Source organism: Aminivibrio sp., from assembly GCF_016756745.1.
Taxonomy (GTDB): Bacteria; Synergistota; Synergistia; order Synergistales; family Aminobacteriaceae; genus Aminivibrio.
This window is the reverse complement of the sequence record NZ_JAESIH010000025.1, coordinates 34,492-57,390: the sequence shown is the minus strand read 5'-3', so window position 1 is coordinate 57,390 and position 22,899 is coordinate 34,492. Positions and strand designations below refer to the sequence as shown.

Genomic DNA, 22,899 nt, shown 5'->3' with positions numbered 1-22,899 from the left:
TTTCCTCTTCTCACCCCAAAAAGAATACCATAGATTCGGGAGTATCAGTAGTTGCACAAAATAAATCAAAAACTGAAATAGCCCCCTGAATTTGAAGGACTTTGCGGAGCTGCTTGAGACAGATTCGGCAGGAAAATTCGATTTCGGCTTTCTACCAAATATTCAGAATTCATTATGACCCACCCTACCTCCGGAGGGACTTTCTGGAGAATCAATCTGCAGCACTTTTTTGTTTCTCCAGCTTTACGGCCGTCCCGTACCCGATAACTTCTGCGGCTCCGGAAGAAACGCTGGTCGTAGACAACTTGAAGCCAAGCACCATATCCGCTCCGATTTTTCCTGCCTCTTCGGCAATTCGTTCCATCACCAGGGCCACCGATTGGTCAATCATGGCCCGGTATTGGTTCAGTTCCCCTCCGATAGTCCAGTTTTTCAGGTTGGAAGAGAGGTCCTGGACAAAGGATTTCGAGAGGCAGCTTGAAGCGGTTACGCAGCCAAGGTATTGGAAGTTTCTTCCGGGAAGGCTGTCCACGGTGAGAACGGGAACACTGGTTTTCTGCATTTTTCTGTCTCCTGTCTTCGGTTCATGGTCATTTTCTCCTTCTGAAGAAAAAGAAGAACATGGAAAACACTGCGAGGATTCCAGCAAGAATGACGAGGAAACGGGGAAGGAATCCCAGATTCTTGAAGGTGTCGTAGAAAAATTTACCCAACAGGGGAATTTTCCTGCACAAAACGGCAAACTCGAGCCTGTCTTTTTCTTTCAGGTCTTCGAAAGGATATCCGTCGGCAAGGCATTCTATGCTCTGCCTTGCGAGGTTCTTCCCCACCGCCCCGGTGCCTTCCGCGGCATAGATGTCCCAGAGGGCGATCCCCGGTTTCCCCGCCGTGCGGAAAATGTTGACGAGTTCCGCACGGTCCTCCGGCTGAACAAGGACCGTCTCGTGGGTCTTTCCGGAATTGACCGACCGAAAATCGGTGATCTGCAGCAGGTCGATGATTTCCTCCCGGGACCATGCGCTCCAGAACTCCGGGCCGTAACTCTTCAGGAAAACGGATGCAGCCGCAGGATAGAGCTCCAGGCTTTCAGCGATGTGGGCCGCTGCTCTTCTGTTCCCCAGCAGGAGAATTGTCCTGTTTATGTCGGGCTTGAGGATCTGCCACATTTTCCCGAAGAGGCCCTTCTGTCCCGCTATGGTTGCCAGAGTATCGGGTGACATCCCCTGAAGAGGTGCTCCTTCCAGTAGGAGGGTCAGCAGACCGGCTGCCGCCTCCCTGTTGTCTCCGATGTCGGGAAGAGAAATTAGATTTTCGTTGAGGAGGTGCCAGTCGATCTCTCTCCTGTTCCATTCCTCGGAAGAGAGATAATTCTGCACTCCGATCTTGCCGACCGCCTGCAAGAAGTCCCTCCCGTACTTTTCGTACAGCTCCGGAAGTTTCGGGCCGAGACTTTTTGCGAGAAGCCGCAGTTCGCTCCTGTCAGGGGCTGAAACGAGCATGGATTCGAAAACCTGGACCTGACCTTGGGCCAGCAGCTGGCCGAATACGTCCCAGAGGATGCTCATTTTCTGGAGCACCGTCCCAAATTCAGCACCTTCGCTGATCTGACGCGAAACGTACTCTCTGACCTCATCGGAGAAGGAAAGGATGTGGGCGCTCTGGATCATGGAGTCCGCTTCGGACCGGCAGATCCGTTCCCAGTTTTTCAGCAGCGACCCGATGTTCCGGTCCACCTCGTCCCGCATGGAAGGGCCGGTTCCGTTTTCACTTTTCCACCACAGCGTCTCCGCGCTGATTTCCGCCTTGTATTCCTCGAGGAAGGATTTTCGCATCTCCTCTTCTAGTCGGTCACGGGCTCCGGCCATGTCATAGACTTCAAAGGCCAAAAGGGCCCATCCGATGACAGGGACGAGCTTCGCGAGAACCTTCCCGGCGATTTTGATGACAATGAATTTCATAATCCTGGTGATAATTCTTCTTCCGAGAAGCACAAGGGCCGCGCCCACCAGGCCTTTCAGAGGGATGGTCCCTTCGGAATGGGCGTTCTTTTTTCCTGAGGAACTGTAGGACATGACTGCCCTGTCTGTGTTCGGAATGGGAATCGTATTGTAAACAGGAAGACGCTGTCTGAGAATACCGAGAAAGGGTTTCCGTATTCTTTCCATGGATTCTTTGAGATGAGTCTGCGTCTCTTCTTCAAGACTTTGCAGTATTTTCCTCTGGAATTCCTCGCTGACGGAGGACAGACGGGGCTGCAGATTGGCGAAAAAAAGCTCCACGAGCTTCTTCAGGTCGTCATGGCTGCCCGCTCCTGCCTTGGTCTGCTTCCACCAGACGCTGAACGTCCCCTCTTCCTGGGGAAGCCTTGTCTCCGCCAATGCCTTCTCCACGTCCGCGTAATTTTCCTCGACAATCTCCGTCAGCCGAGTATTCGCCCACTGGTCAAGAGCGTTTTTGATCCGCGAACGTTCATCGTCCACAATGCTCGGAAGTTTTTCAATTTCTGCCTCGGCTGTTTTTGCCGCCACCTCGATCTCGAGCAGCATTTCGGCAAACAGCCTTTCAGCTTCTTCTCGAGAAGGAGTAGCATAAGAGGAGGCGGGGAGAAAACAGAGGATAAGAACGATGAAACGCAGAATGATTTTCGGCAGAAACGGCTTCATGGTCAATTGAACCTCCCGGGTCTATGGCGAGGATTTTTGCGATAGCTCACAAGGCCGCATCCAGCTGAACAATCTTGGAGGACGGGATGGTTCCGCAGTTGCGACGGAATACCTTGAAGACCTTCGAGGAACGAAGGTTCCCTCCTTGTGATCGGTTACGGTCAGCATGATAGCATGAAGGCGGTTTTTTTTCCCAGACACCCGGTCCGGAAATATTGAAAAAAACTGGCGAAATGGCGGGAAGAAGCGCGCAGCGGCGAAGCCGCGCCTGGAAACGGAGGGCGGCCTGAACGGTGGAGTTCCGAGGACAAGTTCCTGATCGTACTGGAGACCCACGCGCTCAACGAAGCGGAACTCGGGGAGCGGATTGCCGATGAAAAACGCCTGCCCTTTGCTGTGCAGGTGCCAAATGCCACCACGGCCAAAGCTATGGAAGAGCCGGAGGCTGGCAAGGGTAAGCGCTTTGATAGCGCGGATGCTCTGTTCGAGGACCTGGGCGTGTGATGCTGACCCGGTACATTCCAGCCAGTTCAAGCGAGATGTAAAACGAGTCCAGAAGCGTGGCAAGGACAGCGGTGTCTGTCAACCGACTTGTCGCTTTTCCGGGGTTAAAGTTTCCCGCTTTCTTTCATCCTTCTCAGGATCGAGCCACACCACCCTGTCCTCCTACAGATCCCTCACCGGACGGGTATTCCATCGTTCCGACCACTATAGACCACTATACCGCTTTTCAGAATTTCGGTTTTTTTCGTTTTTCGGCTCTCCAGATTTGCAGACCAGAATAAACGATGGACAGCAAAGATAGGAGTATAAGGGTCATGGAAATGGGGCGCGTGAAGAACAACATTGGGTCTGGATTTGTCATTAGTGCCCGTCGAAGATTCGACTCTGCCAGCGGGCCGAGAATCAGGCCTAAAACTACCGGCCCGAGCGGCATGCCAGCCCCGTTCAGGATATATCCGATCAACCCGAAAAAGGTAAATACCCAAACATCAAAGTACCTGTTATTCAAAGCGAACGAACCAACAACACACATTACAAGAACAACCGCTACAAGTGCATATTTGGGTGCCTGGGCAACCCGGATAAACCAGCGTATACCCGCAAAATGGATTGCCAACATGAAAAAATGAGCAATGACCAGTGCAATAAAGAGACCGTAGACAAGCGTGGGCTGTTCACGGAACAACAGAGGACCCGGAGTGATTCCGTGAAGAATCAGAACCCCGATCATAACAGCCGTAATTGAGTTTCCGGGCACCCCAAGAGCAATCGTAGGAATCAATGACCCTCCAGCAACGCCGTTATTTCCCGCCTCCGAAGCAATTATCCCGTCAGGTATACCTGTTCCAAATTCGTCCGATCTCCTGGAAAACTTTTGCGCCTGGTCGTATGCAAGAAACGTTGCCGTATTGCCGCCTGCAGCGGGAAGCGCTCCGACAATCACACCGATAATTCCTGATCTCAGCACATTCACCCATTGATGCAATATTTCTTTTAAAGACTGAATCCAGGGAATTGCCAAATTCTTTGGCACATATGATTCAGCCCTGGTTTCACCTTTTCTTTTTGATTCCTGTATTTCATGAACGGCCAGAATCATTGCCGGAACAGCGAAAAGACCTATAAGAACAGGCAAAAAAGCAAATCCGCTTGTCAGATTATACTGCCCAAACGTGAACCGAGGCCTTCCCCCTATGGGATCAATGCCGACGGTAGCCAGGAGAAGACCAAGAAGACCTCCCATAAGCCCTTTGATTATTGATTTGGATCCCAGGCTTGCCATAAGAGTCAAGGCGAAGAAAATGAGTGAAGCCATTTCCCATGGCCCGAATCTCAGGCCGAAACGAGCGATCGGCACGGCCAAAAGGATACAAATCACGGCGCCTATAAGCCCTCCGAAAAAGGAAGCCCATACACCGAGGCTGAGAGCTCTCCCGGGCTGTCCTTTTTTCGTCATGGGAAAACCATCGAAAACGGTGCATACAGAAGAGGGTGTCCCCGGTATTCCAAGCAGTATTCCTGATACGAGACCTCCCGAGTACCCTCCGACATATACAGCCATCATCGTGGATAAGCCCTCTATCGGAGTCATACCGAAAGTGAATGGCAATGTGAGCACCACTGCCATGGTAATCGTAAAACCGGGAATAGCCGCTGCTACAATGCCTGCCAGGGTCCCGACCGTCATTAATCCCATGATTCTGAAAGTAAAAACCTCGCCTAAAGCTGCAACAAAAACATCCATTTTTTTCACCTACCATTGGCTACAGTGCAAGGACTGGAAGCTGAATGTTCAAATAAGAAGACACCAGGTAAAGAGCAAAGGTAAAGAAGAGAGATACACAGGCTATATAAAGCCATGGTTTTTTTTGTGAAGGAGATAAAAGCGCCTGAAGGATAACCAGGAAGAGGAGAGTTGAAATGATGAATCCCATCCTCGGCATAATAAAAACATATCCTATAAGGATCAAAAAAGTGAATCCGGGAAGTATTAATGCTGTCCAGTTCCAGGATTCTTTTCCGTTCCTGCGAAGCGAGGATAAAATGAGAATGACAGAGAGAATCAGCAATGCCCAGCTTATCCACTTCGGGTAGGCCGCAGGGCCGAGCATGTCCCATTTGTTCCCCCGCGGCAGCAAGTTTGCCTGCCAAATCATGATTGATGAGATAATGACCATTACCGTGCCGAGAGCGACATCTTTTTTCACGACAAACTCACCCTCCCGTCTATATTCAGCTTAATGGCACCGGGAGAGCCGGCCCTGTCTCCCGGTGCCATTCGGATTTATTGGTCTGCTATTTTACTGAGCTCTCCATAAAGTTTCATGGTCTCGTCAAGAAAAGTCTTGTACTCTTGCGGGCTTTTATAGTTCACTATCGTACCAAGATCACTGATCTTTTTTACAACGTCGGGATGTTGCATCACTTTCTCAAAAACACCGGCGAGTTTGTCAACAATCTCTTTCGGTGTTCCCTTGGGGAGGAAAACACCTCTGTTTGTTCCGTGGTCGAAAGGAATCCCCTGTTCTCTCAAAGTGGGGACGTCCGGAATTTGAGGCATACGTACAGGATGGGCGACCCCGAGGAATTTCAGGTCTCCGCTTTTTACGTATGAAAGACCCGAAGTAACATTCGTCATGCATCCGTTTGTATGTCTTCCGAGAAGAGCCGTGATCTGAGGCCCTGTTCCGTCATAGCCTGCAATTCGCAGAACATCTATGGGAAGTCCTGCTGCATTCAGGAGTCCCATCAGGAAAAAGTGATCAGTTGAACCTAATGTTACCGACCATACAATTTCTCCCGGTCTTTTGGCAGCGTCTTCCAAAAGTTCAGCCATATTGTGCCAGGGCTCTTTTGCGTGTGTTGTTGCTATGTTCGGAGTAGAAGTAAGCAGACAAACCGGTTCGAAGGCATCAAAAGCGTAATCCACGACTTGAGAGTAAAAAGCTGTCGCAATAACATCGTGGCTCCCGAGGACTGTATATCCATCAGGTGCGGAATCTTTAACATTTCTTGAACCAATGGTTCCGGACGCGCCTCCCATATTGATTACTGCAATGGGCTGTCCCAATTCCTGCTGTGCATACTCTGCTACGATACGGTAGATTATGTCAGTTGCTCCCCCGGGTGCGTACGGGATCACAAGCTTTATGGCCTTGTTAGGATAATCATCTGCCGGACCTGCCTCGACAGGCGCTGCAGGAGCATTTCCTGCAAGCACCAGAACACACAGCAACAAAATTGCAAAAACTTTTTTCACAGTTATCATTTTTTTACCTCCTCTGAATTATATTGTATTTCTGACTACCTAAGTAAGCCATATTGATCAAGAGCAAGCGCTTGCTCTTGATCAATATGCGGCGATTTGACAATCAGCTCTTGGATCCGTCCCTCCCACAAGGATTCCTGTTTCCGGATCTCGTATGATAACCTGCCCTCTTCCAAACCCATTTGAATCCAGAGAGGAAATAATTTCATGTCCTCTTCGGGCCAAGGCCTGAGCAACATGGTTAGGGAACCTCGGCTCTACTTTAACTTCCTTTCCTTTCATCCACTGCCACCTTGGAGCATCGAGCGCAGCCTGGGGGTTCATGGAAAAATCTATGAGATTCATGACAACCTGCAAATGTCCCTGGGGCTGCATGTAACCTCCCATTACACCAAAAGGTCCCACAGGTTTTCCATCCCTTGAAATGAACCCGGGGATAATTGTGTGGTATGGCTTTTTCCCTCCTTTAAGAGCATTTCGGTCTGAAGGGTTGAGAGAGAACTCCCATCCTCTGTTCTGGAGCGCTATTCCTGTATTGGGCACTACAATTCCTGAACCGAAACCTTTGTAGTTGCTTTGAATGTACGAGACCATATTTCCTTCGCCATCTGCCGTTGCCAGATAAACTGTTCCGCTTCCGTAAGGTTCACCTGCTTCGTGCACAACTGCCCGTTCCGAAATAAGTGAACGGCGCTTGGCAGCGTAAGCTGCAGAAAGCAGGTCCGAATACGAAAGGGTCATATGTGCAGGATCCGTAATGTGCTCAAATCCGTCAGCAAAAGCAATTTTGACTGCTTCTATCTGCCGGTGGACTGTTTCAACAGAGTCAGCCTGAAATTCAAATCCCTGGAGAATGTTCAGAGCCATAAGCGCGACTATCCCCTGCCCATTCGGCGGTATTTCCCACACATCATATCCGCGGTAGCGAATTTTTATCGGTTCTACCCATTCCGGTCGATATTCAGCCAGATCAGCAACTGTCAAGAATCCTCCGTGTTTTTTTGAGAAATCTGCTATGGCTTCCGCCAATGCTCCCCTATAGAAAATTTCTCCGTTGGTATCAGCGATTGCCTGTAGCGTTTCAGCGTGAGCTTTTGACGACCAGATCTCTCCGGCTTTCGGTGTTTTGCCTCCCTCCGCGAAGGTCTCAAACCAGGGCTGGAAGGATAAATCACCGGTATATTTTTCGTACTCTTTTTTAGCTGAAGCCCAATTTGACGCAACGGAGGGAGATACAGGATATCCGTCAGCAGCATATTTCACAGCATCTTTGATTGTCTCTTTCAAAGGCAGAATGCCGAACCTTTGAGTAAGGGCAGCCCAGGCGGATGGTATTCCCGGTACTGTGACTGAAAGAATTCCGTGTTTGGGTATTTCCTTATACCCTAGTTTGAGCATGGCCTCAATGGAAACACCTTTTGGGGCATAACCGCTCGCATTCAGCCCGAAAAGCTTTCCTTTCGTCCAGACAATGGCGAAAGCGTCTCCTCCAATTCCGTTCGAAGTGGGTTCCACAACAGTTAAACAGGCCGCAGCAGCAATTGCGGCGTCTATCGCGTTGCCGCCCTTTCTCATTGCATCAAGACCTGCCTGTGCCGCCAAAGGCTGTGAAGCAGCCACCATACCATTTTTCGAAATTGTAACGATCCGTTGGGAGGGATTGGGGTAATAATAAAAATCAAAATTCATGACATAAAAACCTCCATTGACCACTTTATTAAAATTTTCTAGTCGAGCTGCAACTGAAGAGAGGAAAAATCTTTTAAAGCTGCTAATATTAAATGCTGCTAATGCTATTAAAATCATTGCCTCATTTGCCAATTGAGCATAAAAACATATTCTTATGAATGCATTGCATGGGTAAAGTGGGTATATTCTGGAATTCTCTGCTACTGATGTTTCATGCACTGTTTGTTTTTTCAAAAACATACAATCCGTTGCAACAATCAGCTAATCTGTCTGTTCAAGGGGCAGCAACCGTGATTTGGAAATTTTATGAGCTGAAATTATGTTTCCTCTCGATATTGCATGATATATGCTGGCAAAAACTTTGCATTATTTTTTTGAACCCTCTAAATGATATCATCAACGCTAATGCTTGTAAATTCAGGGAACCTCTGAAAAAGTTTCCGGAACATTGCCTTACAGGGAGATGAGGATCAATGAGCCGCTGAAAAAACGCTCGCGAACGCCTCCACCGAGGGAAGGTGCAATTTCACGGGGCTTTTTCAGAGGTTCCCTGAATTGCATCTGTATGGTCACGAGCTGACGTGTGCTCCTGCGGGAAAGTGTGTGTCCATTGACACTGGGGGGTGCGCCCCCAACGTTACAGAAGGCAAATCTGCCCCTCAATGCCCGGGAAGACGCAAAAGGCCTGATCCATCACAGCGGCAGGCTGGGCGATGCGGGGTCATCAAAAGAAGCGGTCTCTGGCGAGGTCTTGGAGAGGTGGAATTCGCGACACTGGAATGGGTGGACTGATTCAATAACCGCGGCGGTTCACTGTGGAAAATCAACCCCAGCGGATTCGAAGACGAAATAACGATGTTTCATGGACAAAAAGACAAAAAAGGTTTCCCGTACATTGTGGATGTCGGGAAACCCTTGGTATTACTGAACTGGTGCCGGGGGGGGGACTCGAACCCCCACGTGGTCGCCCACGGCGGATTTTGAGTCCGCTGCGTCTACCATTCCGCCACCCCGGCCGGCACTGGTAATTTTTACCATACTCTCCTGTGGATGTCCAGCGCAGAACAGGGCCCTGCTCAGGGTCATTTTTTCCGGCTCAGGAAAAGCAGCGGAAGAAGGAAGAAAACGGAAAGTCGGGTTCCGGTACTGCATCCACCGCCGACGCCGAAAAACAATCCATCCCCGTAATCGTCATCCCAGTCCTCGTCCCACCTGATACGGACCGCTGAAAAAACCGCCGAAACCCGACGTCCGCCGATAGTCCTCGTAATTTTCAGATCTGCCCGGGTTCGGCCTGTTACTTCCATAAAATACAGCGCATCATCAACAGAGATTTCAAAGGAGCGAAAATTATACCACTGGTAAACCTGCCTGAAATGGTTGTAGTCTTCCCTGATCTCCGGAGAAAGAGAAAGGGAAAAAGTCCCTTTCGCTCCAAATGTCCTGATTTTCTCGTCGAAATCATCGCTCCACCAGTCATAGGAATACCCGGAGTCGATGGTGATTCTGCCGCTATCTCTGAGTACTGCCTGTTTTCCATCAATGGTAACTGTGACGGTTCCTGAATATTCCCATACTCCCCCCAGGGGGTAGCCGCTGTACGCTGATGCCGGACAGGCGGAAAGAAAAAGAAAGAGGAGGACTAGGGCAGGCAACGAGAATGCGAGGCGTTTCATCGGTACCATCCCCTTTTGAAGATCAGGGAATGAAGGGGCCCCTTCATTCCCTGATCTTATCGGCTTCTCAGTTTGTTTCGGTGACGGTTCCGTCGCTCCATGTCACCGTGACTTTGAATTGTTTCTGCCCTCTTCTGCGGAGGAATCCGTCGTCTTCCACAAAGAGCGTCAGGTTGTTGTGCGGGGGCACATCGAAGGACACTGTTCCGTCAGCCCTGTTGAGGAGGCCCTTTCCCGGAGCGCTTACGCCCAGAAGGGAAAATCCGTTGCCCGTTATGGTGTCCCACATTGCCATGCCGGTTGAGGAAGTGCCCTGGAGAGACATGCTCTCAATCCTCCCCTTTCCTTTGATCTGGAGTTCGAAAACCCAGTCCTTTTTCCCGCTCCTTCCGGGGCGTTCACCCTTGTCCACGTAGTCGCTGCTCGATGCCTGCCTTGGAGAGGAAAGCAGTATCTCCCGTTGTCCCTTTTGAACATCCTGCACGGGGTCCCTCTGGGGACGTCCCGATGAAGGGGACTGAATCTGTCGGGAGAGGACGCGGCCGTCATCATATGTTAATGTCACCGCGGCCCTTGTCTCTGCCTCGGGAAAGGCTCCGTTGTCCTCAAACCAGAGATGAAATACCGAAGGCCCGGACACCGGTATGGACACGGATCCATCCGCCCGGTTGAGAATGGCGCCGTCAGCACCTGTGAGTACTACAAGCCATTTGCCGTTTCCCGGTATGGTGTCCCATTCACCAGAGGCTCCGGAAATGGTATGAATTTTTACTGCCACTATGGTTCCCGTTGTTTCCACCCTGAGTTCCGCCTCGAGGTCGGGCTTGCCGTTGCCGGCTCTCTGTTCATTTCTTCCCGTAAGGTCACGGTTGCCGGGGCCGAGGAGCGCCGCACTCCCTTCGAAAGCGTCTCCGGAATGCCCGGCCTGTGCAGCGGTCACTTCGCGTTTCACCACAGAGCCGTCGGAAAAAGCAAGGTTCACTTCGAAGGTTGATCTTCCCCTTTTGATGGAACCGTTGTCGGTCAGGCGAAGATCGAGGGTGGTTCTTCCCTTCAGGTCGGCTTCGATGCTTCCGTCCTTGCGGTTCAGCACTTTTTCCGAGGATGTGACAGCCACGAGCCAGGCGCTGTTTCCGGGGAGAGTGTCCCATTCGGCTGCGTCACCCTTGATGCTTCTCACGGTAACGCCGGTCAGTTTTCCGCTGCCCTGGATCACGACCCGTATAGCCTCGTCAGGAACACCGTCCCCCGCCAATTTTTCGTAATCTCCCGTGAGATCCCGTTTTGCCTCATCGCTCCACCGGGCGGAAAGGATTCGTACCTGGGCGGACTGCGCGGGTTCCTCCTTCACGGATGGAGGTATTTCCACCGTCGCCGAACTTTGCGATCCGTCGACAAAAAGAGCGGTCAGGGTGAATTTGCCTCCCCTGGCCAAGGAACCGTCGTCATGCACAGTGAGGACGAAGGAAGCCCCAAGGAGGAAAGGGGTAATGGGAAGACTTCTGCTGCTGTCCGTCAACAGTTTCCCGGCGCCGTCCTGAACGTGAATCCCGGGTATGTTATTTCCTGGTGTGGTGTCCCATGCGGATTTTCCGTCTTCGGAACGGATTGAGAAGTCGGCAAGGGCGCCAAAGCCGGTAATTGAAACTGAAAACACTGCGTCGGGATTGCCGTCGGGGGCGGAACTTTCCCCGGGGCCGAAACCGGAAAAGGAAAAACCCTGAATCTCTCCCATGGCCGCGTGAGAGGGGGCTGCAGAGAGAAGAGAAGCTGCAGCCACAGCAATGATGAAAAGAAGCTGGATTTTCAGGAATTTTTTTATGGAAATCATCTCCTTTGTTAATTGGTATGGTTATACATTGATTTAATTATACCATATTGCTCGGTTTTCATTCCCCCCGGCCTGCATGGAGTGTATAATGAAGAAATTCAAAGAGGAGGTTAAACTGATGAATAAACTGATAATACGACAGTACGTTCCGTCAGGGGATTCAGGGGCTTCCTGCGCTCCCTGCGAAGAAACAAAAACGCATCTTCTTTCCGTGATCGAAAATCTTTCGCCCAAGCTGGCGAACCTGAACATACAGCCGGATCTCCAGGTTATGGAGATCCACACTATAACGGAGAGAAACGCGGGGAAACTGAACTTTATTTCCTTCTTCTCGCCGGAAACGGGAATCCCAGAAGAAAAAAGCATCGAGGAAGTTCTCGGAGTTCCGGTAAGCTACGAAATGTGCGAGGGATGCCTCCTCCCGGACGGCACATCCTTCAAGACGCGAACCCTGGGGATTGAAGGCAGGGAGTATCAGGCTCTGCCCCCCGGAGTGCTGACCGACGCTCTCATCCGTGTGGTGTTTTCCACCTTTGAGAGCTGCGGAGGAGGAAGCTGCGATACCTGCGCGGGCTGCATACAGGACTGAGACGGGAGTGTCAGCCATGGGAGATGTCTGGATCACCACAAAAGGAGGGGACAAGGGAGAAACGTCCATTGGAAACGGCGAGAGAATTCCGAAGGACCATCCGAGAGTGGAAACCTACGGGACTCTTGATGAATGCCAGGCACACATCGGAATGGCCCGGTCTTTGTGCGAATACCCCGAGATCTGCGAACGGCTGTGTATGCTCGAGCAGGAACTGGGGAAACTCATGGGATATATAGCCCTCTATCCGGGACTCTCCTGCCCGGATATCCGTATGCTGGAGGAAATTACTGAGAAGGTTGGGGAAGTGACGGGCAAGAATTTCCATTTTGTCCGGCCCGGCGATTCCACGCCAGGGGCAGCACTGCACGTGGCCCGGACCGTGGCGCGAAGGGCTGAGCGTGCGGCGGTGAGGCTTTTTCGGACAGGAGAGCTCGCGGAGGATGCGTATCAATATGTCAACCGCCTCTCGGACGGGATATACGCCCTCTCCCTGTGGTACGACCACCTGGAACGGGAGAAAAAAGGAGAACCAACGACCTGTCCGTAAGGTCGTTTCAGGCACTTTTACAAGTACTTCTCATGCAGTATAATGAGTACATTGTGCTGTAAGGGGAGGTCAATTCTTGTGGAAAAGAATCCATTGTCGCCGGCATTCAATCAGGGGCTGCGACAGATTGTGTATGAAAAACTGAGGGAAGCCATTGTCAACGGGGCCATCCGGCCGGGATCGAAGCTTTCAGAGATCGAACTCGCCGAGCAGATGGCGGTTTCACGAACCCCCGTTCGCGAGGCAATCCGGCAGCTGGCCCAGACCGGCCTAGTGACGCTGACCCCCAGGCGTGGAGCTTTTGTTACCCTGCCGAGCATGAAGGATGCGGCCGACCTGTACGAGCTGAGGACGGAACTGGAAATTCTCGCCGTTGAAAATCTGTGTACCCGGCCGCCGAAGAACGAACTTCTGAAATACCGGAAAATTTTCGAAGAAATGACCGATGCCACACCTGCAGAAACCTACGTCAGAGAGGACAGGGCCTTCCACCTGATGATTTATCAGGCCTGCACAAACCGCTTCCTTGCACTGATGCTGAACAATATCTCCGACCTGATCAACCTCTGCAGACCCTTTTCCGTCGAGCGGTCCCCGATCACCCGGTTCACTTGGGGACACCTTGCGATCATAGACGCCGTCCTTTCGGGAGACAGACCGAAGGCGAGGGAGGAAACGAGGGCGCACATTACAACAAGTAAGAACAGCCTTCTTGAATTCCTGAAGAGCCACAGGGCTGAACTCTCCATGGAATATAACTACGGAGAATGACCTTTACCTATTTTCTTTACAAGGCAATCGGGGCTTTTTTGACCCTTCCCGGGGTTTTTGTGACCGGCGCACTTCTCGGAGGACTGTTTTTTTACCGCAAAAGCGAAAGGAAGGGGGTTTCCCCTTCTTCTTTCGCTTTTTTCTTTGCCTTTTTTCTGTATGTCTTTTCCATTCCGCTGACAGCCCGTTTTTTCCTCATCCCCCTGGAAGAACCCTATCCGCTGGAAATAAACGGCGCGGAGGGAAGAGCCCCTGTCGTGCTTGTGCCGGCGGGAGGGATCTGGTCCGCCGACGAAAGCGATACCGTCTTCACCATGAGCCCGGAAACCCTTCAGCGATTTGTTGCAGGCGCCTCTGTCGCACGGAAACTGGGCGCTCCCCTTCTCTATTCGGGGGGGTATCCGGAAAAGGCGGCAGGCGGTCGGATAGAAGAAATGGTCCGGCGGACGGCGGAGAAAATCGGTTTTTCAGGCGAGCTGCTTGTAGAAGGACAGTCAAGAACTACCTGGGAGAATTTTCTTTTCTCGTCGGAGATAATCAGGGAGAGGGGATTTGATGAAGTCATTCTGGTGACGTCCGGGTTTCATCTTCGCCGGTCCATGAATTCGGCTGCCCGGTTTCTCGGGTCTATCCCCGTGCGCGCTCTTTCCTCCGGGCGCCTTGAAGGAGCCGGTAGGATCAATGCCACCGATCTGCTTCCCTCAGCAGCGGGGCTGAGAAATACTTCTCTCGCCCTACGGGAGCTTGCAGGCATTCTCGCCTACGAACTTTTCGGCACCCTGAAAGGCCTGTAAGCTAGGAGTCCTCTTCTTTGCTGAACCGTCTCCAGAATTTCCGCAGACGGGAAGCCATTTGCCCCTCGATTCCAAGCGTTCCAGGAAAATAGAACCTGCGCTGCATGTCCATGTACCTCTGGGGCACCCAGTGCCTGGGATCGTCGTGGGGGTAGACATACCCCGAACCGTCGGGCCGCAGGTGGAAAGGGACTTCCTGGAGGTCTCCTTTTTCGATGGCCTTGGATGCGCCGTCGACGGCAAGATAGGCGCTGTTGCTCTTCGGAGCCGCGGCTAGATAGATGACCGCCTCGGCGAGGATGATCCTGGCTTCGGGCATGCCTGTCATTTCGACGGCCTGGACCGCGGCGGCCGCGACAGTGAGGGCATTCGGGTCGGCGAGCCCCACGTCTTCAGCGGCGGAAATGAGAAGGCGCCTGCAAATGAACCGGAGGTTTTCCCCTCCGGCCAGCAGACGTGCCAGCCAGTATACGGCTGCATCGGGGTCGGATCCTCTGATGCTTTTTATTAGGGCGGAAATTACGGCGAAATGGTCTTCGGAAGCCTTATCGAACCGGACTGCCGCCAGGGGAAGGGCGGAGAGCACCCCTTCTTCGGTAAGGATCGTACCGCCCCGTGCCGCGACGGAAGCGGCGATGAATTCAAGCCGGGTGAGGGCCTGCCGGGCGTCTCCCCCGGCCATGGACGCAATCCGCCGCAAGGCTTTTTCCTCGGCGTCGATTTCCAGGTTCCCGAGCCCCCGTTCCCGATCGGCAAGAGCCCGTTTCAACAGCGTTGCGAGCTCCTCTTCCGAAAGGGGGTTGAGCTGGAAAACAACCATCCTGGAAAGAAGGGTCTTGTTGATTTCAAACCACGGATTTTCAGTGGTGGTGCCCACGAGGATGAGGTCTCCCTTCTCCACCGACGGCAGAAGGGCGTTCTGCTGGCTCTTGTTGAAGTGGTATATTTCGTCCACAAATGCGATAGCGGCGTGACCCGCTCTCATGGCCTTGAGGTTGGACGCCTCGGCTACGAGGTCACGGAGTTCCGACACTTTCGCCGAGACGGCGTTGATCTCCAGGATGTCTCTTCCTGTTTCCGAAGCCATGAGCCTGACCAGGGTCGTCTTTCCAACCCCGGGGGGGCCGTACAGAATGCAGCTCGGCGTCCGGTTTGACTCCAGGAGCTTCCGGAGAGGCGCCCCCGGTCCGAGAAGATGCCCCTGGCCCGTAAACTCGTCGAGGGTTTTCGGACGCATCCGTTCCGCAAGGGGGACTTCCCACCGGTTTGTACCCGGGGAGTTCATTCCAAGCTCCCTCCTGTACATTCGGAAAGGGTTTCCCACTCCAGCCCGTCCGGGGATGTTTCTTTCTCTACAAGGGAGGCAAGGGGGAAACGGATTTCCAGGACGTATTCAGCCGCCATTTTCAAAGGCTGGTCCAGCCAGACAGGGGAAAGGCCGGGCAGTTTTTTCCACTGGTCCGGAGAAAGATGAGCGGCCTGATCGTCAAGTTGGAAAAACAGCATTCCCTCCTCCGCTTTTTCCAGGAGCCGGGAAAGAACGTCCGGCGCTTTCGATGAAAGCACCGCCCCTTTTTTTCGTCCCGAGAGAAGGCTGTCAGCCCCTTTCTGGGAAACGAGAGAAGCATACTCCCAGGGAACCAGGGCTTCCGGATTTTTGAGGGATTCCACGAACTCGAAAAGCCGATCGAAGGAAACATCCGCCCAGTGTTTCCACTCCGCTTCAGGACGCTGAACGAGCACGGCCCGCATTCCTGCCCGGCGGGCACCCACGAGATCGTAGACAAAATCTCCCACCATGACGCATTTCTTTGAGGGCACGCCGATCTGTTCCGCCGCAGACCAGAGTGCTTCGGGAGCAGGTTTCAGAGGCGGCACGTCCCGGCTCCGGACCACCGGAGGAAGGGTAAGACCTGCCCTTTCGGCGGCAAGGGATATGGAGTCCATGCAGTTTCTTGAGACAACGCACCAGGGGATATCTTCCCCTTCGAGCCATTCAACCAATTCCCGGGCTCCTTCGACGGCCACCGCCGATTCAGCGCCCGCCATTTCCACGTCATAGATGTCTTTTCTGAGCTGTTCTCCAAGAGGGGGAGGGAGGGTTTCCACCGCCTCGAAAAGGGGGACGAACTTTCCGTCAAAATATTTGGCGCGTATGGGGGCAAAGTTCAGCCGTGTTTCAGCAAGAACTCCATCCCAGTCGAGGATGAAACCTTCAGAAAAAGCCGGATGCCAGAACGGCGCGGTGATGCCTGCGGACATGGGTGCGCCTCCTTTTTACACTAGACAGGGGCGAGGTTGTTTCTCCCCGCCCCTGTATCTACCTCCCCCGCAATGTCGTGTCATGAACGTCTTGACCCGGTCCTTAACGTTTGGGGCCTGTTGAGCCTCAGTTCCGTCAATGCCGGAGCATCTCCTTCACCGGCCCAAACTGTCAGCCCCGCAAGGTTCGAGTGTTGGCTCAAGACAAATATCACGATCACGGGCATCGCAGGGTATCGTCTTCTTTCTTTGTGTATATTATACCATATAAAAAAGGAGAGACGCCTTTAGCCTAAATCCGCAGGCAGCGGGAGTGTCACCGGTGCTCGCTTGGGCCGCCGGTGCAGATTGTCGTCCTTGACAACTGCACCTGAAACCGACATCCGTGTCGGTTTCTCGGCCCGGGCGCTGTCCCCCAGGGGATAATCTCTTCGCCCCTGGCGGGGCGAATTCACCTTATGCCCGGCGACACTCCCTCTGCCTGAAAAACCTGCGGATTTAGGTTTAGGGACGCCCCTCCATGGAATTACCTTCTGCCGGCCTTTATTCGAGATCGGTCAGGCCGTCCTGGAAAATAAAGTAGTAAAAGACAGCGACAAACAGGATGCCGCCGACCATATTCCCAATAGTCACGGGGATGAGGTTGTTGAAGAACCCGCCGAGAGAAATACTGGACATCGCCTGCTCCGTAAGCCCGGAGGCGCTGACCGCTGCGGGAGTCCCCTTGAGAAGAAGGGCGAGAGACATGAAGTACATGTTGGCGATGCAGTGCTCAAAACCGCCTGCAACAAAGGCCATGATGGGGAAGAAGATCGCCCAGACCTTTCCGATGATGTCACCGGCCGCCATGGACATCCAGACGGCGAGGACCACGATCCAGTTGCAGAGGATTCCGCGGAAGAATCCCTGGATGACCGGGAGGGACATCTTGCCCGCCGCAACCTGGAGTGCCCTTCCGCCGACCGCGTTGTCCGCAAGGCCGGAGAAATAAATCAGGACTGCGATGAGGATGCTGCCGATAAGGTTGGCGGTGTAAACCCATCCCCAGTTCCTGAGGATCTTTTTCAGTGGAGTGCAGCCGGCGAAATAGCCCAGGGGCATCATGCAGTTCCCCGTGAAAAGTTCCGAACCGCTTATGACCACCATCATGAGCCCCACACTGAACACGGCGCCGGACATAAAGCGGGTGAATCCGCTGCCGAAGTGCTGGGTCATGTCGTGGGAAACAACCGTCATCAGCCATCCTGCGAAGGCAACGTACGCTCCCGCTAGAATACCCATGAGCATCATCTGGCGGACCGAAAGATTCCCCTTAACCTTTGATACCGCGCACGCCGCTTTTGCAAGTTCTGCAGGTGTTTTCATACTCTTTCCTTCCTCCTGTACGTATTGTGATTGAAATTTTTCTTTGGAGGAATCCGGAACAATTTCCCGGATTTCTCTTTTTTAACTCATTCGAGGGCTATGATTTTTCCACCCTGACAGCGCCGGCTTGAATCCCGGGGTCTTGGAGGCAGGATCTAACCCGGGACGACGTCAAGGCAGCCGGCGGTGATGACAAGAACTTCCTTAGAGCGCCCGGGCTTCGAATTTTTTGCCGGTCATTCATTTCACCCATGTGATCAGAGTGTTTTTCCAGGTTTTTCGTACAGTTCGTCTATATTCGTTTTGATAAATTCCCTGACTCCCAGGGCGATCGCAGGTTCGAGAAAGGGATTCCCTCCCCCGAGGGCTTCCCTGAGCTCCTTGCTGTCCACTGTAAATTCTTTCCCGTTCCGCCGGTGGGTATATTTCCATGAAATATTCGGGTTCCCGATGAAAAGGGTCATGAGGGTCGAAGGGATGTCTCCGAGGGGGGGCAAATCAATGGACGACTTCAGGAAGGTGGCCGTCACTACCGTCCCCCTGCCGGGTTCCGAGTCGATGGAAAAGGTTCCGCCGCACAGTTCAGCAAGCTGTTTGAGAAAGGGAAGACCGAGTCCCACCCGTCGTTCAGTCCTCGTGGTATAGAAGGGATTCACAACGGTCTTCACCATTTCTTCCGTCATTCCCCGCCCGTTGTCTTTCACGGAAAAAAGAAGTCTTTCTGCGGAATCGTCGATTTCCACCGATATTTCATCGGCTCCGGCGTTCACTCCGTTTTCCGCGATATCAAGGATATGGTGGGAAAGGTCTTCAAGCATAATCAGGAATAATCGTCGGGACATGCCCGAAGTTTCGCCGGATCGTCAGCAAGCCTTCCGTGGATGTCATCAACGATCATGACGACCGGGGACAGTCCCCGGCATCCAAGGCACGGGACGGGCTTCAGCGTGAAGCGAAGATCGTCCGTAGTCCCGTTCTCCTCAATACCGAGCATGCTCATTATCTTTTCCATTATCTATCTCGGCTATCTTGGCGCTTACGCGCACGTGGCAGACAGTTCCCCTGCAGACTCTGATGATACATTCCCTCCGGAGGTATCATTCCGTCAGCGGAAGGTAAGTGCCCTCGGAAATGATTTTCAGGGCTTCGGCGATACGCTCTTCCCTGGAAAGCACTCCCCAGTCCCCCCTGCTTTCAGCCTTGACCATGGCTTCCTCGGCCAGATCTGCGATGTCGAGGGCATCAGCCAGGATGAGCATTTTTTCCGCCGTCTCCCGGGGAAAAAGGGATGCAGTAAGCCCAAGGAGGATTGTTCCCCGTGTAAGCCATTTGATCAGCTCGTTTTCCGAAGACCAGATATCCTCAAAAAGGAGAGCAAAATTGTACTCTTCCTCCAGTTCTTCCGACTCATCTTCAGGCTCGTCGAAATATCCCAGAATGTAAAAGGGGATGTCAGGTCCGGCGGCAAATGCTTCCCAGAGCGCCCTGTAAGATGTCCGTCCGGCACCTGAAAGACGGAATGACGCTATGGCCTTGCTGTGAGCCATGGCAGGGCTCGTTTCCTCGTCGCGCAGTGTCTCCTGGAGGACCTCCGAATCTTTCCCCATTTCGAGGAGAACACGATACAGAAGGGTTCTGCCGAGGGTTTCTCTATCCGGGTCATAACGGTCAATTTCCCGTGCGATGGCGAGTGCTTCATCGTTCTTTCCCTCGGAAAAGAGGGCGAATCCCAGGCGCTGCATTACCGCAATATACAGCATTCCCGATTCGTCTTCGAGGAGGCTTTCTCCGGAGACAAGGTGTATATTCTCCATATCGTCAGCCAGGGCATTCCTTGCTTTTTCAAGCATGTCGATTTTTTCCTGCGAATACTCAAGGGTGTCAGCCAACAGAATGAGGGCTTCCACGTTATTTTCGTCAAGGGCGAGCACTTCCCTTGCAAGGTGCTCCATCTCTTCGGGGTCGTCCGTGGAATAAGCTTCATCCAGCAGGTCTTCAATACGGTCCATGGTGTCCATTGTATGTTTACCTCCGTCTGTCGGCGGGATAATTACCGATTGGAAGTGTATCCCATGGCATGGAGAGAGTCAAATACCCTATCCTTTCCTAAATCCGCAGGCAACGGGAGCGTCACCGAAACTCGCTTGGGCGGGGGGGCGCGGGTTGTCGTCCATGACAACCGCCAAATCGATCACCGCGGCTCCCTTCGTTCGGCGGATGGCTGCCTGTGAAACCGACATCCATGCCGTTTTTCCGCCCCGTGCCGTCCCCAAGGGGGTATGGCCGCAAAGTGCGCGGAGCGGGATCTCTTCGCCCCTGACGGTCCGAAATCACCTTATGCCCGGCGGACACTCCCTCTGCCTGAAAAACTGCGAATTTAGTCCTACCCCGCATGATATACCCTGTTCTGCGGAATGTGCTTGAAGGTTACTGCCCGAACGGTAATTTCCCCTGTCGGGAAAGAACACTTTGTGCTAAAGTCCCTTTTTAGAGATTTATGGAATGGAGGGGTTGAATGTGCGAAGCAAATGCCTGACGGCACTCTTTCTGTTTTCAATTCTTTTTCTCTGGGCGCCCTCTTTCGGAGAGGCTTCCACCCCGGCAGGGAGAATAGAGGATTCTATCAGGATCCTCAGGGAAATGGCACGGCAGAAGGATGCCGAAACCATGGGAGAGCTTCTGGAACAGGCGAAAGGGGTTGCCATTTTCCCTTCGGTGATAAAGGCGGGCCTCGTTTTCGGGGGCCAGTACGGAGAAGGTCTCGTTCTGAGGAGGGATCACGGGACGAAAAAATGGTACGGTCCTTCTTTCGCCACTATCGCCGGGGCTTCCTGGGGGCTTCAGATAGGAGCGCAGTCCATAGCCCTTGTGCTGGTCATTACCAATGACAGGGGGCTTGACGGCTTCAAGGGAAACAACGTCAAGCTCGGAGGTGACCTGGCTGTGGCTGCCGGGCCCGTAGGAAGGCGGGGAGAGCTGGGAACGGACTACAGGCTGAGGGCATCGATCTACAGCTATTCCATGTCGAAAGGGCTTTTTGCGGGGCTATCCCTGGAAGGGGCGAGCATTACCGTCGACAGGAACGCAAACCAGGTCTACTGGGGAGCACCGGTCACCCCAGCCCAGGCGTTCAACAAAAGAGCTTCCAACCCAAAGGTCAAACCACTGCTTTCTGAAATCGAACGGATTATCCGGACGGCAAAAAGTCAGTAACGAAAAAACGGGCCCGCCGGAAAGAACGGCGGGCCCTCATGTTCGGGTCAGTCAGGCTTTACAGGATCAGCTTGCTGCCGCCTCCCTGCTTTCCCCCCATGCGGTTGAGCTGCTGCAGCACCGCCGGGGAAGCGATGTCGATCTTGGGCTTCTGGTTTTGCCTGTTCATGGCTTCCTGCATCTTTTTCTCGTATTCTTCCATGCCCTTCTTCAGGGCGTTCACGTCACCCTTGATCCACTGGAGAATGTTCTCGGCGATGGCTAAAACAACATCCTCTTCAGGTTCTTCGGCAATCAGGCCGAGGCTCTTCAGCATTCTGTGCTCTTCCCTGATGGAATCAATCACGTCCTGGTCGGTGATTATTCCTTTTTTGTAAAGTACGCGGGTGATGATATTGAACTTGCTTTTCGAATTCTCGTCGCTCAGGGCGAGGCTGTCCACCCTCGCGAGAAGCATGGAGAGAATTTCGTCGAGACTTACCTGCATTGGCATGGCCATTAGAAGCGCCTCCTCTTTATGGAAAATTTGAAATCTGATTTTACCATACTAGACATTGAAGCGTATTTCTATCATGTCCCCGTCGAGGACTTTGTACTCCTTCCCCTCGAGACGAAGAACGCCTTTTTCGCGGCACTTCGCCAGGGACGCTTCATGGGCGACAAAATCGTCGTAGGAAACCACCTGGGCGCGGATAAACCCTCGCGCCAGGTCGGAGTGGATCGTTCCTGCCGCATCAACGGCTGTCTCTCCCTGGCGGAGCGTCCAGGCCTTTACCTCGTCTTTGCCGGAAGTGAAAAAGGAGATGAGGCCGAGAAGCTTGTAGGCTTCGGTGATAAGCCGGTTTCGTCCGGGTTCTTTCACTCCCAGGTCCTGCATGAATTCGGCCTGCTCCTCCGGCGTGAGGTCCGCAAGTTCCATTTCCATTTTCCCGAAAACCCTGACGAAGCTCAGACCTTTTTCCGTGGCGAGGGAACGGAGTGATTCCAGAAGAGGGAGGTGTTCATCCGTCTGGCTTTCGTCAAGATTGGCCACGATCATTTCCGGTTTCAGCGTTACAAAGGCAAAACCGCTCAAGGTGCGAATTTCTTCCTGGGTGAGATGGAGGTCCCTCAGCGGGCGCTCTTCCAGGAGACAGGCCTGGCATTTTTCCAGCAGGACTTCTTCGGCCTGTTCGGAGGGGATGTTTTTTTTCTTCGCCTTGAGCCTGGAAAGCCTGTTCTCGATGACGCCAAGGTCCCGGAAAATAAGCTCCATTTCCACTATCGACCAGTCCCTTACTGGATCGATGGTATTTTCCGGGTGAGGCACATCCGGGTTTTCAAACAGGCGTATCACATGAACAAGAGCGTCAGATTCGGAGACGAAGGAGAGAAAAGAATTCCCCAGACCTTCTCCCTTGCTCGCATTCCTCGACAGCCCGGCGAGATCCACGAATTCCACCGTCGCCGGCGTTTCTTTCCGCGGTCCAAAAATCCGGACCAGGTTGTCGAACCGTTCATCCGGCACGTTGACCATCGCCCTGTTAGGGTCTGTTTTTCCGCTTGCATAGGGTTTTACCTCGGCGCCCGCGCGGGTGACCACATTGAATACAGTACTTTTTCCGCTCAGGGGAAGGCCTATTATTCCACATTTGAGCACGCTGCTCCCCTCCTTTGCTTCCGGGCTTGCTGCCCGAAAAGCATTATACCCGTTTCCGGGGAAAAACAAAAAAACAAGAATCGAC

Annotated in this window: 21 protein-coding genes, 1 tRNA gene and 1 pseudogene; 6 read left to right on the top strand and 17 right to left on the bottom strand. The window is 52.9% G+C overall.

Features of this window, described 5'->3' with window-relative positions; all coding sequences use genetic code 11:
- Positions 1 to 211 precede the first annotated feature (211 nt).
- Entirely contained in the window at positions 212 to 562 is a 351-nt protein-coding gene (locus JMJ95_RS02170) for a heavy metal-binding domain-containing protein (RefSeq protein WP_290681988.1), read from the bottom strand.
- A 28-nt stretch (positions 563 to 590) separates the two neighbouring features.
- Positions 591 to 2,663, bottom strand: coding sequence for a hypothetical protein (locus JMJ95_RS02165; RefSeq protein WP_290681986.1), 2,073 nt, complete (start codon positions 2,661 to 2,663; stop codon positions 591 to 593).
- Positions 2,664 to 3,026: 363 nt separating this feature from the next.
- On the opposite strand from JMJ95_RS02165, the pseudogene JMJ95_RS02160 reads away from it, so the two are divergent.
- Positions 3,027 to 3,167: pseudogene (locus tag JMJ95_RS02160) on the top strand (type II toxin-antitoxin system RelB/DinJ family antitoxin); the annotation flags it as partial.
- A 226-nt stretch (positions 3,168 to 3,393) separates the two neighbouring features.
- Here JMJ95_RS02160 and JMJ95_RS02155 read toward each other — a convergent pair.
- The 7 genes from JMJ95_RS02155 to JMJ95_RS02125 form a co-directional block, all read right to left on the bottom strand.
- On the bottom strand, positions 3,394 to 4,911 hold the full coding sequence (locus JMJ95_RS02155; RefSeq protein WP_290681984.1) for a tripartite tricarboxylate transporter permease: 1,518 nt from the start codon (positions 4,909 to 4,911) through the stop codon (positions 3,394 to 3,396).
- A gap of 19 nt (positions 4,912 to 4,930) precedes the next feature.
- Positions 4,931 to 5,374, bottom strand: coding sequence for a tripartite tricarboxylate transporter TctB family protein (locus JMJ95_RS02150; RefSeq protein WP_290681982.1), 444 nt, complete (start codon positions 5,372 to 5,374; stop codon positions 4,931 to 4,933).
- A gap of 77 nt (positions 5,375 to 5,451) precedes the next feature.
- Entirely contained in the window at positions 5,452 to 6,435 is a 984-nt protein-coding gene (locus JMJ95_RS02145; RefSeq protein WP_290681980.1) for a tripartite tricarboxylate transporter substrate binding protein, read from the bottom strand.
- A gap of 81 nt (positions 6,436 to 6,516) precedes the next feature.
- A complete protein-coding gene (locus JMJ95_RS02140; protein ID WP_290681977.1) occupies positions 6,517 to 8,364 on the bottom strand; it encodes a gamma-glutamyltransferase family protein in 1,848 nt (615 codons plus the stop codon).
- A 690-nt stretch (positions 8,365 to 9,054) separates the two neighbouring features.
- Positions 9,055 to 9,140: transfer RNA gene (locus JMJ95_RS02135), tRNA-Leu, on the bottom strand.
- 66 nt (positions 9,141 to 9,206) lie between these two features.
- Positions 9,207 to 9,800, bottom strand: a complete 594-nt coding sequence (locus tag JMJ95_RS02130; protein WP_290681974.1) for a hypothetical protein — start codon at positions 9,798 to 9,800, stop codon at positions 9,207 to 9,209.
- 67 nt (positions 9,801 to 9,867) lie between these two features.
- Positions 9,868 to 11,631 carry a hypothetical protein gene (locus JMJ95_RS02125; RefSeq protein WP_290681972.1) on the bottom strand — a complete coding sequence of 588 codons (1,764 nt, stop codon included), beginning with the start codon at positions 11,629 to 11,631 and terminating at the stop codon, positions 9,868 to 9,870.
- Positions 11,632 to 11,749: 118 nt separating this feature from the next.
- Here JMJ95_RS02125 and JMJ95_RS02120 point away from each other — a divergent pair, with 118 nt between their 5' ends.
- The 4 genes from JMJ95_RS02120 (at position 11,750) to JMJ95_RS02105 (ending at position 14,335) form a co-directional block, all read left to right on the top strand.
- Positions 11,750 to 12,220 carry a DUF2703 domain-containing protein gene (locus JMJ95_RS02120; protein WP_290681969.1) on the top strand — a complete coding sequence of 157 codons (471 nt, stop codon included), beginning with the start codon at positions 11,750 to 11,752 and terminating at the stop codon, positions 12,218 to 12,220.
- 16 nt (positions 12,221 to 12,236) lie between these two features.
- The gene (locus tag JMJ95_RS02115) at positions 12,237 to 12,770 is read left to right on the top strand and encodes a cob(I)yrinic acid a,c-diamide adenosyltransferase (protein WP_290681966.1); all 534 of its coding nucleotides are present in this window, start codon (positions 12,237 to 12,239) and stop codon (positions 12,768 to 12,770) included.
- 78 nt (positions 12,771 to 12,848) lie between these two features.
- Positions 12,849 to 13,541: a GntR family transcriptional regulator gene (locus JMJ95_RS02110; protein ID WP_290681963.1), complete on the top strand. Its 693-nt coding sequence runs from the start codon at positions 12,849 to 12,851 to the stop codon at positions 13,539 to 13,541.
- The gene (locus JMJ95_RS02105; protein WP_290681960.1) at positions 13,538 to 14,335 is read left to right on the top strand and encodes a YdcF family protein; all 798 of its coding nucleotides are present in this window, start codon (positions 13,538 to 13,540) and stop codon (positions 14,333 to 14,335) included. Before JMJ95_RS02110 ends, JMJ95_RS02105 begins: the two co-directional genes overlap by 4 nt.
- Position 14,336: 1 nt before the next feature.
- Here JMJ95_RS02105 and JMJ95_RS02100 read toward each other — a convergent pair whose 3' ends face one another.
- From JMJ95_RS02100 to JMJ95_RS02075, 6 genes are all read right to left on the bottom strand, one after another.
- Positions 14,337 to 15,620: a replication-associated recombination protein A gene (locus tag JMJ95_RS02100; protein WP_290681957.1), complete on the bottom strand. Its 1,284-nt coding sequence runs from the start codon at positions 15,618 to 15,620 to the stop codon at positions 14,337 to 14,339.
- Positions 15,617 to 16,597, bottom strand: a complete 981-nt coding sequence (locus JMJ95_RS02095; RefSeq protein ID WP_290681954.1) for an HAD family hydrolase — start codon at positions 16,595 to 16,597, stop codon at positions 15,617 to 15,619. Before JMJ95_RS02095 ends, JMJ95_RS02100 begins: the two co-directional genes overlap by 4 nt.
- 543 nt (positions 16,598 to 17,140) lie before the next feature.
- Complete coding sequence (locus JMJ95_RS02090) at positions 17,141 to 17,962, bottom strand: formate/nitrite transporter family protein (protein ID WP_290681951.1); 822 nt, start codon at positions 17,960 to 17,962, stop codon at positions 17,141 to 17,143.
- 257 nt (positions 17,963 to 18,219) lie between these two features.
- Entirely contained in the window at positions 18,220 to 18,780 is a 561-nt protein-coding gene (locus tag JMJ95_RS02085; RefSeq protein WP_290681948.1) for an ATP-binding protein, read from the bottom strand.
- Between the two features lie 2 nt (positions 18,781 to 18,782).
- Positions 18,783 to 18,974 carry an NAD(P)H-dependent oxidoreductase subunit E gene (locus JMJ95_RS02080; RefSeq protein ID WP_290681945.1) on the bottom strand — a complete coding sequence of 64 codons (192 nt, stop codon included), beginning with the start codon at positions 18,972 to 18,974 and terminating at the stop codon, positions 18,783 to 18,785.
- Positions 18,975 to 19,059: 85 nt separating this feature from the next.
- Positions 19,060 to 19,980, bottom strand: coding sequence for a hypothetical protein (locus tag JMJ95_RS02075; RefSeq protein ID WP_290681943.1), 921 nt, complete (start codon positions 19,978 to 19,980; stop codon positions 19,060 to 19,062).
- Positions 19,981 to 20,479: 499 nt separating this feature from the next.
- Between JMJ95_RS02075 and JMJ95_RS02070 the strand changes: the two genes are divergently transcribed.
- The gene (locus JMJ95_RS02070; RefSeq protein ID WP_290681940.1) at positions 20,480 to 21,175 is read left to right on the top strand and encodes a lipid-binding SYLF domain-containing protein; all 696 of its coding nucleotides are present in this window, start codon (positions 20,480 to 20,482) and stop codon (positions 21,173 to 21,175) included.
- Between the two features lie 58 nt (positions 21,176 to 21,233).
- On the opposite strand, the gene JMJ95_RS02065 is transcribed toward JMJ95_RS02070, so the two are convergent.
- Both JMJ95_RS02065 and ychF read right to left on the bottom strand, forming a co-directional pair.
- Entirely contained in the window at positions 21,234 to 21,674 is a 441-nt protein-coding gene (locus JMJ95_RS02065) for a hypothetical protein (RefSeq protein WP_290681937.1), read from the bottom strand.
- 48 nt (positions 21,675 to 21,722) lie between these two features.
- Positions 21,723 to 22,814, bottom strand: a complete 1,092-nt coding sequence (ychF, locus tag JMJ95_RS02060) for a redox-regulated ATPase YchF (protein WP_290681934.1) — start codon at positions 22,812 to 22,814, stop codon at positions 21,723 to 21,725.
- Positions 22,815 to 22,899: the final 85 nt, after the last annotated feature.

What these genes read in the sequence shown, in the direction of transcription:
- JMJ95_RS02085 (WP_290681948.1), bottom strand. Translation starts at nt 18,780, where the DNA reads ATGCTTGAAGACCTTTCCCACCATATCCTTGATATCGCGGAAAACGGA.
- JMJ95_RS02130 (WP_290681974.1), bottom strand. Translation starts at nt 9,800, where the DNA reads ATGAAACGCCTCGCATTCTCGTTGCCTGCCCTAGTCCTCCTCTTTCTT.
- JMJ95_RS02170 (WP_290681988.1), bottom strand. Translation starts at nt 562, where the DNA reads ATGCAGAAAACCAGTGTTCCCGTTCTCACCGTGGACAGCCTTCCCGGA.
- JMJ95_RS02100 (WP_290681957.1), bottom strand. Translation starts at nt 15,620, where the DNA reads ATGAACTCCCCGGGTACAAACCGGTGGGAAGTCCCCCTTGCGGAACGG.
- JMJ95_RS02090 (WP_290681951.1), bottom strand. Translation starts at nt 17,962, where the DNA reads ATGAAAACACCTGCAGAACTTGCAAAAGCGGCGTGCGCGGTATCAAAG.
- JMJ95_RS02140 (WP_290681977.1), bottom strand. Translation starts at nt 8,364, where the DNA reads ATGTTTTTGAAAAAACAAACAGTGCATGAAACATCAGTAGCAGAGAAT.
- JMJ95_RS02125 (WP_290681972.1), bottom strand. Translation starts at nt 11,631, where the DNA reads ATGATTTCCATAAAAAAATTCCTGAAAATCCAGCTTCTTTTCATCATT.
- JMJ95_RS02155 (WP_290681984.1), bottom strand. Translation starts at nt 4,911, where the DNA reads ATGGATGTTTTTGTTGCAGCTTTAGGCGAGGTTTTTACTTTCAGAATC.
- JMJ95_RS02165 (WP_290681986.1), bottom strand. Translation starts at nt 2,663, where the DNA reads ATGAAGCCGTTTCTGCCGAAAATCATTCTGCGTTTCATCGTTCTTATC.
- JMJ95_RS02095 (WP_290681954.1), bottom strand. Translation starts at nt 16,597, where the DNA reads ATGTCCGCAGGCATCACCGCGCCGTTCTGGCATCCGGCTTTTTCTGAA.
- JMJ95_RS02080 (WP_290681945.1), bottom strand. Translation starts at nt 18,974, where the DNA reads ATGGAAAAGATAATGAGCATGCTCGGTATTGAGGAGAACGGGACTACG.
- JMJ95_RS02065 (WP_290681937.1), bottom strand. Translation starts at nt 21,674, where the DNA reads ATGGCCATGCCAATGCAGGTAAGTCTCGACGAAATTCTCTCCATGCTT.
- JMJ95_RS02120 (WP_290681969.1), top strand. Translation starts at nt 11,750, where the DNA reads ATGAATAAACTGATAATACGACAGTACGTTCCGTCAGGGGATTCAGGG.
- JMJ95_RS02145 (WP_290681980.1), bottom strand. Translation starts at nt 6,435, where the DNA reads ATGATAACTGTGAAAAAAGTTTTTGCAATTTTGTTGCTGTGTGTTCTG.
- JMJ95_RS02075 (WP_290681943.1), bottom strand. Translation starts at nt 19,980, where the DNA reads ATGGACACCATGGACCGTATTGAAGACCTGCTGGATGAAGCTTATTCC.
- JMJ95_RS02105 (WP_290681960.1), top strand. Translation starts at nt 13,538, where the DNA reads ATGACCTTTACCTATTTTCTTTACAAGGCAATCGGGGCTTTTTTGACC.
- JMJ95_RS02115 (WP_290681966.1), top strand. Translation starts at nt 12,237, where the DNA reads ATGGGAGATGTCTGGATCACCACAAAAGGAGGGGACAAGGGAGAAACG.